General features: G+C 32.2%; 17 protein-coding genes and 1 pseudogene. 10 read left to right on the forward strand and 8 right to left on the reverse strand.

Features of this window, described 5'->3' with window-relative positions; all coding sequences use genetic code 11:
• The 7 genes and pseudogenes from pyrH to AB8B90_RS00300 form a co-directional block, all read left to right on the forward strand.
• Positions 1-189 (forward strand): annotated as a pseudogene (gene pyrH, locus AB8B90_RS00270) (UMP kinase); the annotation flags it as partial.
• A 50-nt stretch (positions 190-239) separates the two neighbouring features.
• A complete protein-coding gene (gene frr / locus AB8B90_RS00275; protein ID WP_405332390.1) occupies positions 240-797 on the forward strand; it encodes a ribosome recycling factor in 558 nt (185 codons plus the stop codon).
• A gap of 70 nt (positions 798-867) precedes the next feature.
• Positions 868-2,145, forward strand: a complete 1,278-nt coding sequence (locus AB8B90_RS00280) for a DUF5686 family protein (protein ID WP_405332391.1) — start codon at positions 868-870, stop codon at positions 2,143-2,145.
• A 77-nt stretch (positions 2,146-2,222) separates the two neighbouring features.
• Positions 2,223-4,628, forward strand: coding sequence for an RND family transporter (locus tag AB8B90_RS00285; protein WP_405332394.1), 2,406 nt, complete (start codon positions 2,223-2,225; stop codon positions 4,626-4,628).
• 30 nt (positions 4,629-4,658) lie between these two features.
• Positions 4,659-6,089, forward strand: coding sequence for an asparagine--tRNA ligase (gene asnS, locus AB8B90_RS00290; RefSeq protein ID WP_405332396.1), 1,431 nt, complete (start codon positions 4,659-4,661; stop codon positions 6,087-6,089).
• A 163-nt stretch (positions 6,090-6,252) separates the two neighbouring features.
• On the forward strand, positions 6,253-7,719 hold the full coding sequence (gene rpoN / locus AB8B90_RS00295) for an RNA polymerase factor sigma-54 (protein WP_405332399.1): 1,467 nt from the start codon (positions 6,253-6,255) through the stop codon (positions 7,717-7,719).
• Entirely contained in the window at positions 7,716-8,324 is a 609-nt protein-coding gene (locus tag AB8B90_RS00300; protein WP_405332401.1) for a hypothetical protein, read from the forward strand. The genes rpoN and AB8B90_RS00300 overlap by 4 nt, the downstream gene beginning before the upstream one ends.
• A 6-nt stretch (positions 8,325-8,330) precedes the next feature.
• Here AB8B90_RS00300 and AB8B90_RS00305 read toward each other — a convergent pair whose 3' ends face one another.
• The 5 genes from AB8B90_RS00305 to AB8B90_RS00325 form a co-directional block, all read right to left on the reverse strand.
• Positions 8,331-9,050 carry a porin family protein gene (locus AB8B90_RS00305; RefSeq protein ID WP_405332404.1) on the reverse strand — a complete coding sequence of 240 codons (720 nt, stop codon included), beginning with the start codon at positions 9,048-9,050 and terminating at the stop codon, positions 8,331-8,333.
• Between the two features lie 98 nt (positions 9,051-9,148).
• Positions 9,149-9,628, reverse strand: coding sequence for an ExbD/TolR family protein (locus AB8B90_RS00310; RefSeq protein WP_405332407.1), 480 nt, complete (start codon positions 9,626-9,628; stop codon positions 9,149-9,151).
• A gap of 15 nt (positions 9,629-9,643) precedes the next feature.
• Positions 9,644-10,249 (reverse strand): ExbD/TolR family protein, encoded by a 606-nt coding sequence (locus AB8B90_RS00315; RefSeq protein WP_405332408.1) that lies wholly within the window; start codon positions 10,247-10,249, stop codon positions 9,644-9,646.
• Positions 10,250-10,265: 16 nt separating this feature from the next.
• Positions 10,266-10,709: a hypothetical protein gene (locus tag AB8B90_RS00320; protein ID WP_405332411.1), complete on the reverse strand. Its 444-nt coding sequence runs from the start codon at positions 10,707-10,709 to the stop codon at positions 10,266-10,268.
• A gap of 26 nt (positions 10,710-10,735) precedes the next feature.
• A complete protein-coding gene (locus AB8B90_RS00325; RefSeq protein WP_405332414.1) occupies positions 10,736-11,467 on the reverse strand; it encodes a MotA/TolQ/ExbB proton channel family protein in 732 nt (243 codons plus the stop codon).
• Between the two features lie 284 nt (positions 11,468-11,751).
• Between AB8B90_RS00325 and AB8B90_RS00330 the strand changes: the two genes are divergently transcribed.
• The 3 genes from AB8B90_RS00330 (at position 11,752) to AB8B90_RS00340 (ending at position 14,555) form a co-directional block, all read left to right on the forward strand.
• Positions 11,752-12,342, forward strand: coding sequence for a HupE/UreJ family protein (locus tag AB8B90_RS00330; RefSeq protein WP_405332416.1), 591 nt, complete (start codon positions 11,752-11,754; stop codon positions 12,340-12,342).
• 173 nt (positions 12,343-12,515) lie between these two features.
• Positions 12,516-12,947, forward strand: a complete 432-nt coding sequence (locus AB8B90_RS00335; protein WP_405332418.1) for a deoxycytidylate deaminase — start codon at positions 12,516-12,518, stop codon at positions 12,945-12,947.
• Complete coding sequence (locus AB8B90_RS00340; protein ID WP_405332421.1) at positions 12,948-14,555, forward strand: S41 family peptidase; 1,608 nt, start codon at positions 12,948-12,950, stop codon at positions 14,553-14,555. It begins immediately after the preceding gene.
• 10 nt (positions 14,556-14,565) lie between these two features.
• Here the strand turns inward: AB8B90_RS00340 and AB8B90_RS00345 are convergent, their stop codons facing one another.
• The 3 genes from AB8B90_RS00345 to AB8B90_RS00355 all read right to left on the reverse strand — a co-directional run.
• Positions 14,566-15,168 carry an FAD-dependent oxidoreductase gene (locus AB8B90_RS00345; protein ID WP_405332424.1) on the reverse strand — a complete coding sequence of 201 codons (603 nt, stop codon included), beginning with the start codon at positions 15,166-15,168 and terminating at the stop codon, positions 14,566-14,568.
• Complete coding sequence (locus tag AB8B90_RS00350) at positions 15,168-15,371, reverse strand: hypothetical protein (protein ID WP_405332427.1); 204 nt, start codon at positions 15,369-15,371, stop codon at positions 15,168-15,170. The genes AB8B90_RS00345 and AB8B90_RS00350 overlap by 1 nt, the downstream gene beginning before the upstream one ends.
• 11 nt (positions 15,372-15,382) lie before the next feature.
• A partial coding sequence (locus AB8B90_RS00355) for a MarC family protein (RefSeq protein WP_405332430.1) occupies positions 15,383-15,733 on the reverse strand: 351 nt, incomplete at its 5' end.

Below are 15,733 nucleotides of genomic sequence, written 5' to 3' on the forward strand. Positions count from 1 at the left end.
AATGCAGTGAAATTTGACCATATTACTTTTGATGATGTATTGCGAAAAGGCCTTAAGGTTATGGATACAACAGCCTTTACATTAAGTCAAGAAAATAAACTCCCAATTATCGTTTTTGATATGAATAAAAAAGGAAACTTAATGAAAGTAGTTTCTGGAGAAAATATTGGAACTAAAGTAAATCTATAAAGTTTGGCTTATTTTTTGGTAAGCTTTTTACAAATTAAAGTTTTTTTAAAATGAACGAAGACATAAAATTTATATTAGATACGGCTCAAGAAGCAATGGATGCTGCATTAAAGCATCTAGAAAAACAATTTGTAAACATCAGAGCTGGAAAGGCTAGTCCTGCAATGCTTGGAAGCGTTATGGTTGACTATTATGGTACTCAAACACCATTGAGTCAAGTCGCTAACGTAAATACTCCTGACGGTAGAACGATTACTGTTCAGCCTTGGGAAAAAAGTATGCTACAGGAGATTGAACGTAGTATTATGGTTGCTAATTTAGGTTTCAACCCAATGAATAATGGAGAAACTATCATAATTAACGTACCGCCTTTAACAGAAGAGCGAAGACGTGAATTATCTAAACAGGCTAAAGCTGAAGCTGAAGATGCTAAAGTTGGCGTGCGAAATGCACGTAAAGACGCAAATAATGATATTAAAAATCAAGAAGGTGCCTCTGAGGATCAACAAAAAAATGGGGAAATTGATGTACAACAAATGACAGATAAGTACGTTAAAAAAATAGATGCCATTTTTGAAGTCAAAGAAAATGAAATCATGACAGTATAAACTCAAAAAAAGCGACTCATTACAATGTCGCTTTTTTAATCCATTAATATTAATCCATTATTAGTTCTCAATGCATAAGTGTTTATTTTTAGTATCTATAACACTATGCTCTTATGCACTGCATTCTCAGGAAACAAATAGTCAGCAAGACTCATCTGTAGTTAAAAATGACACCATTCGCAAAATAGATTATCTTAAACATTTAGGTAATGGTTATTTTCCAACACGATTTTTAAATGTAGACCTTAGATATTTGATAAAATTCAATCAATATGAAGGGCTAAGATCTGGACTTGGCGGTGTTACCAACGATGAATTTTCAAAAAAATATCGCATTAATAGTTATGTAGTATACGGCTTTAAAGATCATCGTTTTAAATATAGAATTGGTGGTGGTTTTAGAGTAAACGAGGCTACTAAGACTTGGATTAATCTTTCATATACAGACGATTTACAAGAAACTGGGAGTTCAAGTTTTCTTACTGACAAACGTTTCTTTCAGTTTTTTGAACCTAGATTATTAAATATTGATTTATTTCACAAGCACATTACAAAAGCTATAAATATTGAGCATCAATTATCAAATCATTTAACCACAGAAACTGAATTAGCAATTAGTAAAATTGATCCAACTTACAATTACAATTTTGTAATTGATGATGATAGCTTTTCAAAATTTGATGTTACCACTGCCAAGTTAAGCCTTCAATGGAGCCCATTTAGTAAATTCGAAACTGTAAAAAACAAAACAAAAGAATCTAAAGATGGATTTCCAAAATTTACTCTTCAATTTACCCAGAGTTTTAAAAATGTAATAAAGGGAGATTTCAATTTTTCAAAAATTGACTTTAGAACTCGTCATAAAATAACCTACAATGATGCCGTATTCTCTGAAATAGTATTAAGCAGTGGATTAGCGACAGGTAGTACTCCTCTAACCCACTTGTACCATGCTTATCCAAATAATATAACCAAGGAAACTGTCTTACAACGTTTTTCTGTGGCTGGTGTGAATAGTTTTGAAACAATGTATTTTAACGAATTCTTTTCAGATCGTTTTGCTACACTCCAATTAAAACATTTTATAAAACCTTTTAAGATAAGTGAACGCTACAGGCCACAATTGGTGTTAATATCGAGATTTGCTCTTGGTAACATGAACGATATGGAACGTCATGAAAATATCACATTTGGCACGTTAGAAAAAGGCTACTCTGAAGCTGGTTTTGAAATCAACAAACTACTCTTTGGTTTTGGTCTCAGTTTCGCTTATCGCTATGGTGGCTATCACTTACCACAACTAGAAGATAATATTGCTGCAAAATTTACTTTTAATGTCAGCTTATAATCACAATAAATTAGTATTAATTTATAAAGCATATCCCTTGGTTTTTTCTACCTTTGTCGCTCCTTTTTAATAGGTAGATGTTTAAATTATTTTCAACAGGTTTTTGGGAAGTTATTGCGCGATTAATTTTGCGTAACAAAATTGGTATACTCATAGGTATCATATTAGCAACTATTTTCTTTAGTTCTAAATGGGACAATATGCGTTTCACTTATACTGAAGCCAACTTATTACCTGATGATCATGAAGTTAATGTAATATATAACGATTTTTTAAATGTCTTTGGTGAAGAAGGAAATCTTGTTGTTCTTGGTGTTAAAGACTCCTCTTTGTTTACTGTTGAAAATTTAAATGCTTGGAACCAACTCTCGGAAGATTTTAAAGCTTTTGACGAAGTCGAAACCGTTGTTTCAATTAAAGACCTTCAGAAATTAGTCAAAAACACTGAGGCTGAAAAATTTGATTTAGAGCCTTTCATAAAAGATTCAATAACATCTTTAGAACAAATAGATACGCTTCAAGATGAATTGTTTAAAAAGTATCCGTTTTATGATAACTTCTTATTCAACAAGGATACTAAAACCATCAGGACTGCTATATATCTCAAGAAAGAAATAGTAAACACACCTGCTCGGAAAGACTTTATCATGCTTACGCTTCAAGATAAAATTGATGATTTTGAAGCTAAAAACAATCTTGATGTAAGAGTGTCTGGCATGCCTTATATAAGAACATTAAACTCTCAAAATATTGTTGATGAAATTGGGCTTTTTATAGGCTTAGCGCTTGGAGTTACTTCACTCATTTTCTTCCTGTTTTTTAGATCTTTTAGAGCTACTTTTATTTCACTTATTGTTGTTTGCATTGGTGTGATGTGGACCTTCGGAATTATTGGCTTACTCAATTACGAAATCACAGTATTAACGGCTTTAATTCCTCCTTTAATCATTGTTATTGGAATCCCAAATTGTATTTTTCTTATTAATAAATACCAACACGAAGTAAAACTTCACGGTAATAAAGTAAAGTCGCTTCAGCGTGTAATTACAAAAATTGGAAATGCTACATTAATGACCAATGTAACTACAGCTTCTGGATTTGCAACTTTCATTCTAACAGAAAGTAAGCTTCTAAAAGAATTTGGTATTGTAGCATCATTAAGCATTCTTGCGATATTTATATTATGCTTATTGGTCATTCCAATCATTTATACCTTTTTACCTTATCCAAAGCAAAGACATTTAGAACATCTGAATAAACGTTGGATTGGTGGATTTGTAGATTGGATTGAACGTATGGTAAAACATAAAAAAATTACCATTTATGTTACTTCGTTAATTCTTTTAATTGCTAGTATTATTGGAATTTATCAAATAAAAATTTCTGGAAGCCTTATTGAAGACATGCCAAAGGATGCCGCATTTTTTAAAGACATTAAGTTTTTTGAAAGTGAATTCAATGGCATCATGCCTTTAGAAATAATGGTTGATACCAAACGTAAAAAAGGGGTCATGAAGTTAAGTACGCTTAAGCGTATGAATGAACTAGAAGAACTCATTATTGAAACACCAGAATTATCAAGACCAATTTCTGCTGTAAGCTTAGTTAAATATAGTAAACAGGCTTACTATAATGGCAACCCAAAATATTATCAACTCCCAACAAGTCAGGAGAATAGTTTCATTCTATCTTATGCAAAAAACTCGTCATCGAATGTCGATATGCTTAAGAATTTTGTCGATAGTACTGGTCAATACGCTCGTATTACAACTTTTATGAAAGACATTGGCACTGATAAAATGGAGCGGATTGAAGAGGATCTTCAAAATAAAATTAATAAGGTATTTCCAAAAGAACGTTATGAAGTTACCATGACAGGTAAAGCTTTAGTGTTTCAGAAAGGAACTAAATATTTAGTGCGAAACTTAGTCATATCTTTAAGTCTTGCTATTTTTCTTATCTCTTTATTTATGGCCTATATGTTCAGGTCTTTCCGAATGATTATTGTATCGCTAATTCCAAACTTATTACCTTTACTTATTACTGCAGGTTTAATGGGTTATTTAAACGTTCCAATTAAACCTTCAACGATATTGGTTTTTAGTATTGCCTTCGGAATTTCTGTTGATGACACCATTCACTTTTTGGCAAAATACAGACAAGAATTACAAGCCAATCATTGGAAAATACGTAAATCGGTATATGCTGCATTAAGAGAAACAGGCGTAAGTATGTTTTATACTTCTATAGTCTTATTCTTCGGGTTTATTGTATTTACCACATCAAGTTTTGGTGGCACAAAAGCATTAGGTGCTTTAGTATCTGCAACTTTATTATTCGCTATGTTGTCTAATTTACTATTGCTTCCTTCACTATTGTTATCTCTTGAGAGAAATATTGCTAATAAAGAAGTTTTAAAAGAACCTTCAATAAATATTATACCTAAAGAGGATAATGATTCAGACGATGAAACCATTACATAAACATTTATATTTGCATAAAATTTAATAACAATGACATACTCAGTTGCACAATTATTAACACAAGATATTCCTTTACAACCAATTGAAATTAAAGGTTGGGTTAGAACGTTTAGAGCCAATCGCTTTATCGCTTTAAATGATGGTTCTACAATTAATAATATACAATGTGTCGTTGATTTTGAAAACACTGACGAAGCGCTTTTAAAACGAATCACTACTGGTGCTGCACTTCATATTAAAGGCGATTTAGTTGAAAGTCAAGGAAAGGGTCAGACCGTTGAAATTCAAGTGAATTCAATTGATATTTTAGGCGACTCTGATCCTGAAGAATATCCTATTCAACCAAAAAAACACACGTTTGAATTTTTACGTGAAAATGCACATTTACGTACACGAACAAATACATTTAGTGCCGTAATGCGTTTACGTTCGACTTTATCTTTTGCTATTCATAAATATTTTAATGAAAACGGGTTTTACTACATGCACACTCCAATTATTACGGGAAGTGATGCTGAAGGCGCAGGTGAAATATTTAAAGTCACGGCTTTAGATGGTAAAAATCCTCCATTAACTGATGAAGGAACTATTGATTATAAGCAAGATTTCTTCGGAAAGGAAACCAATCTTACTGTGTCTGGTCAGTTAGAAGCTGAAACCTATGCCATGTCTCTTGGGAAAGTATACACGTTCGGACCAACATTTAGAGCAGAAAACTCAAATACTTCACGTCATTTAGCGGAATTCTGGATGATAGAGCCAGAAGTTGCTTTTATGGATTTAGATGGTAACATGGACTTAGCAGAAGATTTTATGAAGTCCGTTTTAGGCTATGTTTTAGAACACAATCGTGAAGATTTAGAGTTTTTAGATAAACGTCTGCAAGATGAAGAAAAGAAATTACCTCAGGCACAACGATCTGAAATGAACTTGATTGAAAAAATCAAATTTGTGGTTGATAATAATTTCAAACGTGTAAGCTATACAGAAGCCATTGATATTTTGCGGAACTGTAAACCAAACAAGAAAAAGAAATTTAAATATTTGATTGAAGAATGGGGAGCTGATTTACAAAGTGAACATGAGCGTTTCCTTGTTGAAAAACATTTTAAATGTCCTGTGATTCTGTTTGATTATCCAGCTAATATTAAAGCCTTTTATATGCGCTTAAATGAAGATGGAAAAACAGTTCGTGCAATGGATATTTTATTTCCTGGTATTGGAGAAATGGTTGGTGGATCTCAACGTGAAGAGCGATTGGAAGTCCTAAAAGAAAAAATGAAAGCCTTAGATATTCCTGAGGAAGAATTATGGTGGTATTTAGATTTACGTAAATACGGAACTGCTGTACATTCAGGTTTTGGTCTAGGTTTTGAACGTTTAGTAATGTTCGCTACAGGAATGGGTAATATAAGAGATGTGATTCCTTATCCAAGAACACCTCAAAACGCAGAATTTTAAAAAACTTAAAGCCTGTAAGTAGAAATACTCTCAGGTTTTTTTAGTTTTATATATAGAATCAATTCAAATAAGAAAAATAAGTTTAGTTGGAATAATTCTTGTAGATTTATGAATATTGTTCATTCAATCAATTATTAAACCAACAAATTCGAGCTAAAACTATATGGCTTTAAAACAATACTTACAATTTAAACTTTCGCAAAAGTTATCTCCACAACAGATTCAGTTGATGAAGTTAATTCAATTGCCTACGCAAGCTTTTGAACAACGATTAAAGCAAGAATTAGAAGAGAATCCAGCATTAGAAAATGGTAAAGAAACCAAAGAAGAGCTAGATTCAATTGATGAATTTGACAATTCTGATGATGAGTATAACGATAGTGAAACTATTGAAGCTGACGACATCAATATAGATGATTATTTAAGTGATGATGAAATTCCTGATTATCGTACTCAAGTTAGTAACTATAGTAGTGATGATGAAGAAAAAAGTGTGCCTTATGCTGCAGGAACATCATTTACACAACATTTAACGAATCAATTAAACACTTTTAGACTAGATGATAATGAACGTAATATCGCTGAATTTTTAGTAGGAAGTGTAGATGAGAGTGGATATATACGTCGTTCAATAAGTGATATTGTTGACGATTTGGCATTTACTCAAGGTGTATATACAGATGAAGCTTCTGTTGAACAAATCCTTCAAAAAGTACATCAATTAGATCCAGCAGGTGTTGGAGCAAGAAACCTTCAAGAATGCTTGAGCATTCAACTGCACAGAAAAGAAAAGTATCCTGATGTAGAACTCGCTTGTAATATTATTGATAAAGCCTTCGACCAGTTTACAAAAAAACATTACAAAAAATTACTTCAGAAGTTTGACATTACTGAAGTGCAGTTAAAAGATGCTATCGAAGAGATTGAACGACTTAATCCTAAGCCTGGTGGATCTTATGCTGGAAATAATAAGATGGTAGAACATGTTGTTCCTGATTTTGCCATAAAAATTGTTGATGGTGAATTAGATTTAACGCTTAATGGAAGAAATGCTCCTGAGCTTCATGTGTCAAGAGAATATAGCAATATGATGAAAGGCTATAAAGAAGCTAAAGACAAAAGTAAATCTCAAAAAGACGCTGTATTATTCATAAAGCAAAAATTAGATGCAGCCAAATGGTTCATTGAGGCCATAAAGCAACGTCAGCAAACACTTTTTGTGACGATGAGCTCTATTATGCATTACCAAAAAGAATACTTCCTTACAGGTGATGAACGCAAGCTCAAACCAATGATTCTAAAAGATATTGCTGATCAGATTGACATGGATGTTTCTACAGTATCACGTGTTGCAAATAGCAAGTATGTAGATACCCCTTATGGAACAAAATTGATTAAAGAGTTTTTCTCAGAATCTATGACTAACGATCAAGGCGAAGAAGTATCAACCCGTGAAATCAAGAAAATTTTAGAAACTGTAGTTGAAGAAGAAAATAAACGCAAACCTCTTACAGATGAAAAGTTGGCAACAATTCTTAAAGAGAAAGGTTATCCAATAGCTAGACGTACAGTTGCAAAATATCGTGAACAGCTAGATATTCCTGTAGCTAGATTGAGGAAAAAGATATGACAGATCAACTCCTAAAAAGTATTTCATTTATTTTCCACCCATTACTTATGCCTCTTTTGGGAGTCATTTTCTATTTTTCAAAAACGCCACGTTTTATTCCAGATCCTGTGCTTAAAGCTAAGCTGTTTTCGGTTACGATATTAACTGTAATACTTCCAATGCTTTTGTACTATCTTTTAAAAACATTAAAAAAAGTAGACTCTGTTTATCTTGAAACCACAAATGAACGAAAGCTTCCGTTATTACTGAATGCCTTAATTATTTGCTTAGTTTTAGTAAGAGTATTGCCTCAAAACGAAATTCCAGAATTATATTTCTTTTTTATTGGAGTGCTTATCTCTACAATAACCTGTTTCGCACTAGCTATAGTTAAGTTTAAAGCAAGTATCCACATGATTGCTTCGGCAGGATTTTTTATGTTTGCAGTTGCATTAGCAATTCATTTTAAAATCAATATCAACGGAACAATTGCTTTAATGTGTGTTGTTCTCGGTGCAATTGCAACATCTAGATTACATTTAAAAGCACATACACCTATAGAATTAGTCATTGGATTTTTTGTAGGCTTAATGCCACAATTAATTTTATTGAACTACTGGATTTAAGACTTATTATAGTAGATAAAACATCAATCCTATACGCACTGAATTCATTTCAATTGATTGTCCATTAATCTTAGCGTCTTCATTAAAAATATCATTGAGACCATAATACAAATGAAAACTAATATTAGAATAACCAGCACTTAAGGTTAATCCATACTGAAAAGCATTAAAACTGTCAATATTGGACAATCTAATATCGCCTTCTATACTATTAAACTTTGAAGAATTATAAAATACATAACCTAATTTCAGACCTGCATAAATTCGCCAAAAGTCGTAATCTGTAGCTGTTGAAGTTCTCCATCTAAATTCTATCGGAAATTCAATTAAGTAAGTTGTAAACTTATTTTTACTGTACTCAATGTCACTATCATTTAAAACCGTGTACTGAAAATCATCATTACCCTCAGAAATTAATAAAGTTTGATTATACGAATTTGAAGAAATTCCAAGTCCTACGCCAATCGCAAGATTTCTTCTTTTATTAATTGGCATATCTCTTATAAATCCAAAGTGGTATCCACTAGAAAAACCACTCTGAGAAACACCATCTGGTTTATTTCCTAACAAATTGTAAGTCACAGATACGTAGAATTGGTCCTCTCTATATTTATCATCAACTACAGCAGTTGTATCTGTTTGGATTGCTGTATCTATTGAATTTTGACCATAGGACAAATAGCATCCTAGAACCAAGAAAAACAAATAAGAATAGATATCTTTCATAACACAAATATAACGGAATAGAGCGCAAATTATTAAAAGCTAAAATAAAAAAAAGCATCCTAGTGTTAGGATGCTTTTTTTAATCAATATTAAACTGCTTAGTCTAGATTTGCCTTAGCATCTCCAGTTGCAGTTGTATAGTTAATTCTAAAAGCACTTGCTTTTCTAAGTTCTTTTTTAATATCACCAACAATACCCATATTAGCTTCTTTATCTACTTTAAGAGATACCGTTAACTTAGGCACTAACTCTTCACGAAGCGCTGCTCTTTCAGCATTAATAAAAGCTTGAATTTCACTAATTTCAGCTAATTTATCGTTAAGCTGTAAACGAGCTTCAGTACCAAATTTCTCATATCCTCTTGCGGGCTTACCTGCATAAATGTAACTGATAGGATATTTTTTGTCTAGTTTTTCAACTTGATCGGCTTGAGGTAATCTGTTTTCAATAATTAAATTGTCTTCTCTCATAACAGTAACAACCATAAAGAAAAACAATAACATAAATACAATATCTGGTAAAGATGCCGTATTTACTGCTGGCAAACTATTATCTTTTTTACTTTTAAATTTAGACATGTTTTATGTTTTAATTTATTCTACTTCAGATAGTTTTTGAGGAATCTCTAACTTGATTTGCTCAATAACTTCTTTCAGCTTTACTTTATTTCCTGTAAACTTAGCATCATCATAGGCTTTTTCCATAGCGATATAATCCATTTTTGCAAATCCTTTTTGAGGACCTATCTCAAGGGCTCTTCTATTACGAAGTTCATTATAAGCTGCTACCAATTCATTTTGAACTGTAATATAAGCTGCATAAGATGTTTGTCTATCATTTTTTAATGATATAATAGCTTTGTCAGGATTATCAGATGATTTAGGATCCTTAGCTCCTTTACAATATGAACATGATCCATCACCTCCATTATCAAGAAACTTGATTGCTGCAAGCCTCAAGTCTTCAATTTCCATTAATTCATCTTCAACTAAAAGTTGATCCTTACCGTTTAATAATACTGTAAAAATGTTCTTCTCTTTGATGACTACATCTTGGTCATTTTCTTCAATTGGAGGCAACTTACGTGTAATACCAGAATCTTTTGGTATTGTTGTAGTTACAAGGAAGAATATGAGTAATAAGAATGCAATATCAGCCATAGATCCTGCATTAACTTCTGGTGCTGATCGTTTTGCCATAATTTAATTTGTATTATTATTTACTTAACATCTTTTTAACTCCGAAAAACAACATTAAACCTGCTGCAAGTAGAATTAAAAGATAAAATGCTTTGATACCAGCTTCAACAAGTTGTGATTGTCCAGCGGTTAGTGTCGTACCGTCACTTAAAAGTCTTTCTTCTCCTGAAGAAGCAAACCAAGCGACAGCCATTACAAGTGCAAAAACACCTAATGACATTAATGCTTTCTTAAGTTTTTCTGGTTGACTAACTAAATTAACTAAACTGAACAGAATAGCTGATATTGCAGCAATTGCAAGTACAACATAAGCTAAGTTAGCAAAACCAGTTAATACGCCTTGATTAGCGACATCACTTTCAATAGCTTCATCACCTAACATCATTATCCTTACTAAGAAGTAAACTGCAATGAGACTAATTACTAAAGCACCAATTTTGATTATTTTTTGAATATTCATATTATGTATGATTTAATAAATGAGTCTTACTTTTTATGTCTTACCAATAAATCCATTAAGGTTATTGATGCATCTTCCATATCATTAACAATGCTGTCTATTTTAGATATGATGTAATTATAAAAGATTTGTAGAATAATAGCTACAATAAGACCAAATACAGTTGTTAATAAGGCAACTTTAATACCACCTGCTACTAAAGAAGGATTCATATCACCTGCTGCTTCAATTTTATCAAAAGCATCAATCATACCTAGTACAGTTCCCATGAAACCTAACATTGGTGCTAATGCGATAAATAATGAAATCCAAGATACGTTTTTCTCAAGTTGTCCCATTTGAACTCCTCCATAAGCTACAACAGCTTTTTCAGCAGACTCTATACTTTCATCTGCTCTATCAAGGCCTTGGTAAAAAATAGATGCTACTGGTCCTTTTGTATTTCTACAAACTTCTTTTGCAGCTTCAACACCTCCTGACTGAAGTGCGTCCTCAACATTTTGAGTTAATTTTTTTGTGTTTGTCGTAGCAAGATTTAAATAAATAATTCTTTCAATTGCAATTGCTAATCCTAAGATTAAACACAATAGTACGATACCCATAAAAAATGGACCACCTTCTATAAAACGCTCTTTTACTTGTTGGGTAAAAGATAATTCTTCAGTTGGTAATTCGTTTTGAATTGTAGTTGCTGCATTTACAGTAGTAGTGAAAGCCATTAATCCTGCTATGGCTAAGATAGAAAATAGTCTTTTCATCGTTCTAGTTCTTAATTTTATTAGTTTAAGGGTTAAAGATATAAAAAAATTGTAATTAAAAAAGTAAAAATTACGTTAGAGCATAAAGGTTTAACGTTATATTATATCTAAGTTAACTCTACTTTTACACGAATTTAAATAAAAATGTTTTGTATTCCTTATTTCTTTATAAATAATATCTAATATCCCCAATCTTTAACAGTATTATAAGATAAATCCATTTCATTTTAGTGTTACGTGTAATTTATATAATGTAACTTTGATGTAACCCAAATGCACAAACCATGATTGATAATTTCATATCCAACCTACAAGACGGCATTTATCATGTACTTCATTTTAGTGCTTACGAGCATATTCTTTTTTTTACCGCATTAGTACTTCCATATGCATTCAAACACTGGAAACGCATCTTGTTATTAATTACCATTTTTAGTATTGGACACTGTACAACTTTAGCATTAACATTATATAATTTTATTAATGTTGATAATAATATCATATCGCTTTTAGCCCTCCTCTGCATTTCAGTTGTAGCGTTATACAATATTTTTACTGCAGGAAAAAAAGCACTTCACTCAAAAACTGGATTGATAATAATTATTATACTATTCTTTGGATTGGTTCACGGACTAGGTTTTTCAAATGAGTTTAAGGCGTTAGCTACAGCTTCTGAAAACACATTTTTAAACATTATAGAAATTGCATTAGGTATGGGAATTGGCATAGTAGTAATTGCATTTATCCTTATCTTTTTAAGTTTTCTTTGCCAAACGATTTTCAGGTTTTCAAAACGAGACTGGGTGATGGTCATATCATCTATAGTTCTGGGTTGTTTAATACCTATGCTAATTCAACACAAACTGTTGTCTTAAAAAATTAAGAAAGTCCTAAGTATTTTGGTAAAACTTTAACTTAAACTTCAAAATTAAATGTCGCTACCCTTTGTTTAATTACTACTTTTGAAACGAATTCAATTACAAATTAATAACGCTTGTAATTAAACTTTGAAGCGACTATATTCGTTTTATCTTTTTAAATCAATGAAATGTCAAAAGAAAAACAACTTCGATATGATAAGGCCTATTTAAGAATCGCCAAAGAATGGGGGAAATTATCACATTGCCAACGCAAACAAGTTGGTGCCTTAATTGTAAAAGATCGAATGATTATTTCTGATGGCTATAATGGAACACCTACTGGATTTGAAAACTACTGCGAAGACGATGAAGGCTACACCAAATGGTATGTGCTACACGCTGAAGCTAATGCCATACTAAAAGTAGCTGCGTCAACACAATCTTGTAAGGGCTCTACATTATACATTACATTATCACCTTGTAAAGAATGTAGTAAACTGATACATCAAGCCGGCATCATTCGTGTCGTTTACCATGAAGGCTATAAAGACGATTCTGGTCTGCAGTTTTTGAAAAAAGCCGGAATAGATCTTGAACTTATTGAAGACTTAAAAGCATAAATGAACTTTCAAAAAAAATATATACCATTATTATTAGGTCTCGCCATTGCATTAGGTGTGTTTATTGGTGGAAAACTTAATTTCACTGACACTTCAGATCGTTTATTTACAACCAATAGTAAAAAAGACAAACTTAATAGGCTTATCGATTATATTGATTATGAATATGTCGACAAAATCAATACTGACAGCATTGTTGATGTCACTGTTAATGGGATTTTAGAGAACCTAGACCCACATTCCATATACATTCCTGAAAGTGAGATGCAACGCTCAACAGACAACATGAAAGGGGATTTTGTTGGGATAGGTGTTAGCTTTTACACCTATAAAGATACAGTTACAGTCATTAGACCAATTGAAGGTGGACCAAGTGAAAAAGCAGGTATAAAAGGAGGTGACCGAATTATAATGGCAAACGGCGATTCTATATTCGGGAGCGAATGGACAAATGAAGCTATTGTTAAAAAATTGAAGGGTGAGAAAAATAGTAAAATTACACTTAAAGTATTTCGTCCTGGTGAAGATGACTTATTAACTTTTAAAGTTAAATACTCAGATATCCCAATTAAAAGTGTCGATGCTTATTACATGCTTACTGATAATCTTGGATATATAAAAATCAATCGCTTTGCTGAATCTACGTATAAGGAATTTAAAAAAGCACTAGACTATTTACAAGATCAAGGTGCAACAAAATTAGCCTTAGACCTTCGTGATAATCCAGGTGGTTTGCTAGAAATTTCAAAACAAATAGCCGATGAATTTTTAGAGAATAAGAAACTTATTTTATTTACTAAAAACAAAGCAGGAAAAATAGAAAACCATTATGCCACTCGACGTGGTGACTTTGAGGAAGGACAAGTATTTACGCTCTTAGATGAAAACTCAGCTTCTGCAAGTGAAATAATTGCTGGTGCACTTCAAGACAATGACAAAGGAACCATCGTTGGTAGACGAAGTTATGGTAAAGGTTTAGTGCAACGCGAAATGTCTCTTGGTGACGGAAGTGCGGTTCGTTTGACTGTCTCAAGATACTATACGCCAACCGGACGCTCCATTCAACGACCTTATGATAATGGCAATAATACTGATTATTACAACGATTATTATAAACGATTAAGTAATGGGGAATTTGAAAATGCAGAAAATATTGAAATTGCAGATTCTTTAAAATTTACGACTCCAAATGGAAAGATTGTATATGGTGGTGGTGGCATCATTCCAGATGTATTTGTACCATTAGACACAAGTGCTCAAAACGAAACACTCAACTACATTAAGCGAAGAGGTTATGTGAGCAATTTTGTTTTTGAAGAGTTAGATAAAGATAGAAGTACATACACTGCTTTTGAGGCTTCAGACTTCATTAAAAACTTTAGTGTAAGTGATTCTACTGTTGAGAAATTTCAAGACTTTCTAAATCTAAAAGAGCGGACTAACATTTCATTTGTAAATTACTACGATCAAATGAAGATACTTATCAAAGCAGAATTAGCTAGTCAACTATATAACAGCAATGTTTCAGAACAAATTATGAATAAGGCTGATACTATGATCGAAGAAGTTATTTTACTAAGTAAATCCAATGAAACACTAAACGAGTAAGTTAATTAAATTAGATTTTATCGTGAACCTTAGTGTGTTTGCCATCATTCCAGAATGTTAAAACATCTGTTGCTACTTGAGCTCCACTTCCCGAAGCTATCGCAAATTGGCTCCGCCATCCAGCCATTGTTCCAGCAACATAAAGATTTTTATCTACTAAATGATTCTCATTTTTTAACCAAACGCGCTCTTTTTGAGGCACTGCTCTTGGATGTGGTTCAATATAAGATTCTAAACCTTTAATATTTACCAAGTTTGTATAACCTACTGCAATAACAACTAATCTAGTTGTATAGGTCTCACAGTTGGTTGTAACTAAAAAACCTTCAGAAATTTTAGTGATTGATTTAACCTTTTCTGATTCAATCTGTTCCACGTGAGGATATAATTCTTTCAATTGTTTAGGTCCATTTTCTAAAATAGATGCACCTGTTGTGCCTGGAACCAAACCCAAAACATTATTAAACAACGCATTCTGTAAATGTGAAGAGCGCTGATGCATAACAATGCCAATACGTTTGTTTATTGCAAATGGTTTAGATTTTGCAGATCCTAAAACCAAAGCGCAAGACATTCCTGCTGCTCCACCTCCAACAATGAGCACATCAAACATTAATTGTTGTTTTTTAATTTCTGATCTACTTTTTTTGATAATCTCAAAACCTGTAATAAAGCAATCGCACATAACGACGCTAAAATTGTAATTAATGCAACAACACTCTGACCTTCAAAAGGAGCATCTAAGTTGATTTGTGTCACATTAAATCCGATTAATACAATAGCAATTATTGTTACTAAAATGGTAAATACTTTCATCTTTTAAGTGTTTAAGCGAGTAATTCCTTGAAGTTATGAGCAAATAGTTTTACAGCAATAGCTAATAAAATAACACCAAATACTTTTCTAATAATTTTTATACCATTTGGACCGATAATTCTTTCAATTTTAGCCGAAGTTTTTAGTACAAGGTATATTACTAGAACATTTGAGATGACTGCTACAATTATATTTTCAATAGCAAACTCTGCACGTAAAGACAGTAAAGTCGTTAAACTTCCTGGTCCAGCAATAAGAGGGAATGCTAAAGGAAACACTGAGGCTGTTATACCACCATCATCGTCATCTTTATAAAGAGTTATTCCTAAAATCATTTCTAAAGCTATAAAAAACAATATAAA

Source organism: Psychroserpens sp. (assembly GCF_045105015.1).
Lineage (GTDB): Bacteria > Bacteroidota > Bacteroidia > Flavobacteriales > Flavobacteriaceae > Psychroserpens.

What these genes read in the sequence shown, in the direction of transcription:
- frr (WP_405332390.1), top strand. Translation starts at nt 240, where the DNA reads ATGAACGAAGACATAAAATTTATATTAGATACGGCTCAAGAAGCAATG.
- AB8B90_RS00280 (WP_405332391.1), top strand. Translation starts at nt 868, where the DNA reads ATGCATAAGTGTTTATTTTTAGTATCTATAACACTATGCTCTTATGCA.
- AB8B90_RS00285 (WP_405332394.1), top strand. Translation starts at nt 2,223, where the DNA reads ATGTTTAAATTATTTTCAACAGGTTTTTGGGAAGTTATTGCGCGATTA.
- asnS (WP_405332396.1), top strand. Translation starts at nt 4,659, where the DNA reads ATGACATACTCAGTTGCACAATTATTAACACAAGATATTCCTTTACAA.
- rpoN (WP_405332399.1), top strand. Translation starts at nt 6,253, where the DNA reads ATGGCTTTAAAACAATACTTACAATTTAAACTTTCGCAAAAGTTATCT.
- AB8B90_RS00300 (WP_405332401.1), top strand. Translation starts at nt 7,716, where the DNA reads ATGACAGATCAACTCCTAAAAAGTATTTCATTTATTTTCCACCCATTA.
- AB8B90_RS00305 (WP_405332404.1), bottom strand. Translation starts at nt 9,050, where the DNA reads ATGAAAGATATCTATTCTTATTTGTTTTTCTTGGTTCTAGGATGCTAT.
- AB8B90_RS00310 (WP_405332407.1), bottom strand. Translation starts at nt 9,628, where the DNA reads ATGTCTAAATTTAAAAGTAAAAAAGATAATAGTTTGCCAGCAGTAAAT.
- AB8B90_RS00315 (WP_405332408.1), bottom strand. Translation starts at nt 10,249, where the DNA reads ATGGCAAAACGATCAGCACCAGAAGTTAATGCAGGATCTATGGCTGAT.
- AB8B90_RS00320 (WP_405332411.1), bottom strand. Translation starts at nt 10,709, where the DNA reads ATGAATATTCAAAAAATAATCAAAATTGGTGCTTTAGTAATTAGTCTC.
- AB8B90_RS00325 (WP_405332414.1), bottom strand. Translation starts at nt 11,467, where the DNA reads ATGAAAAGACTATTTTCTATCTTAGCCATAGCAGGATTAATGGCTTTC.
- AB8B90_RS00330 (WP_405332416.1), top strand. Translation starts at nt 11,752, where the DNA reads ATGATTGATAATTTCATATCCAACCTACAAGACGGCATTTATCATGTA.
- AB8B90_RS00335 (WP_405332418.1), top strand. Translation starts at nt 12,516, where the DNA reads ATGTCAAAAGAAAAACAACTTCGATATGATAAGGCCTATTTAAGAATC.
- AB8B90_RS00340 (WP_405332421.1), top strand. Translation starts at nt 12,948, where the DNA reads ATGAACTTTCAAAAAAAATATATACCATTATTATTAGGTCTCGCCATT.
- AB8B90_RS00345 (WP_405332424.1), bottom strand. Translation starts at nt 15,168, where the DNA reads ATGTTTGATGTGCTCATTGTTGGAGGTGGAGCAGCAGGAATGTCTTGC.
- AB8B90_RS00350 (WP_405332427.1), bottom strand. Translation starts at nt 15,371, where the DNA reads ATGAAAGTATTTACCATTTTAGTAACAATAATTGCTATTGTATTAATC.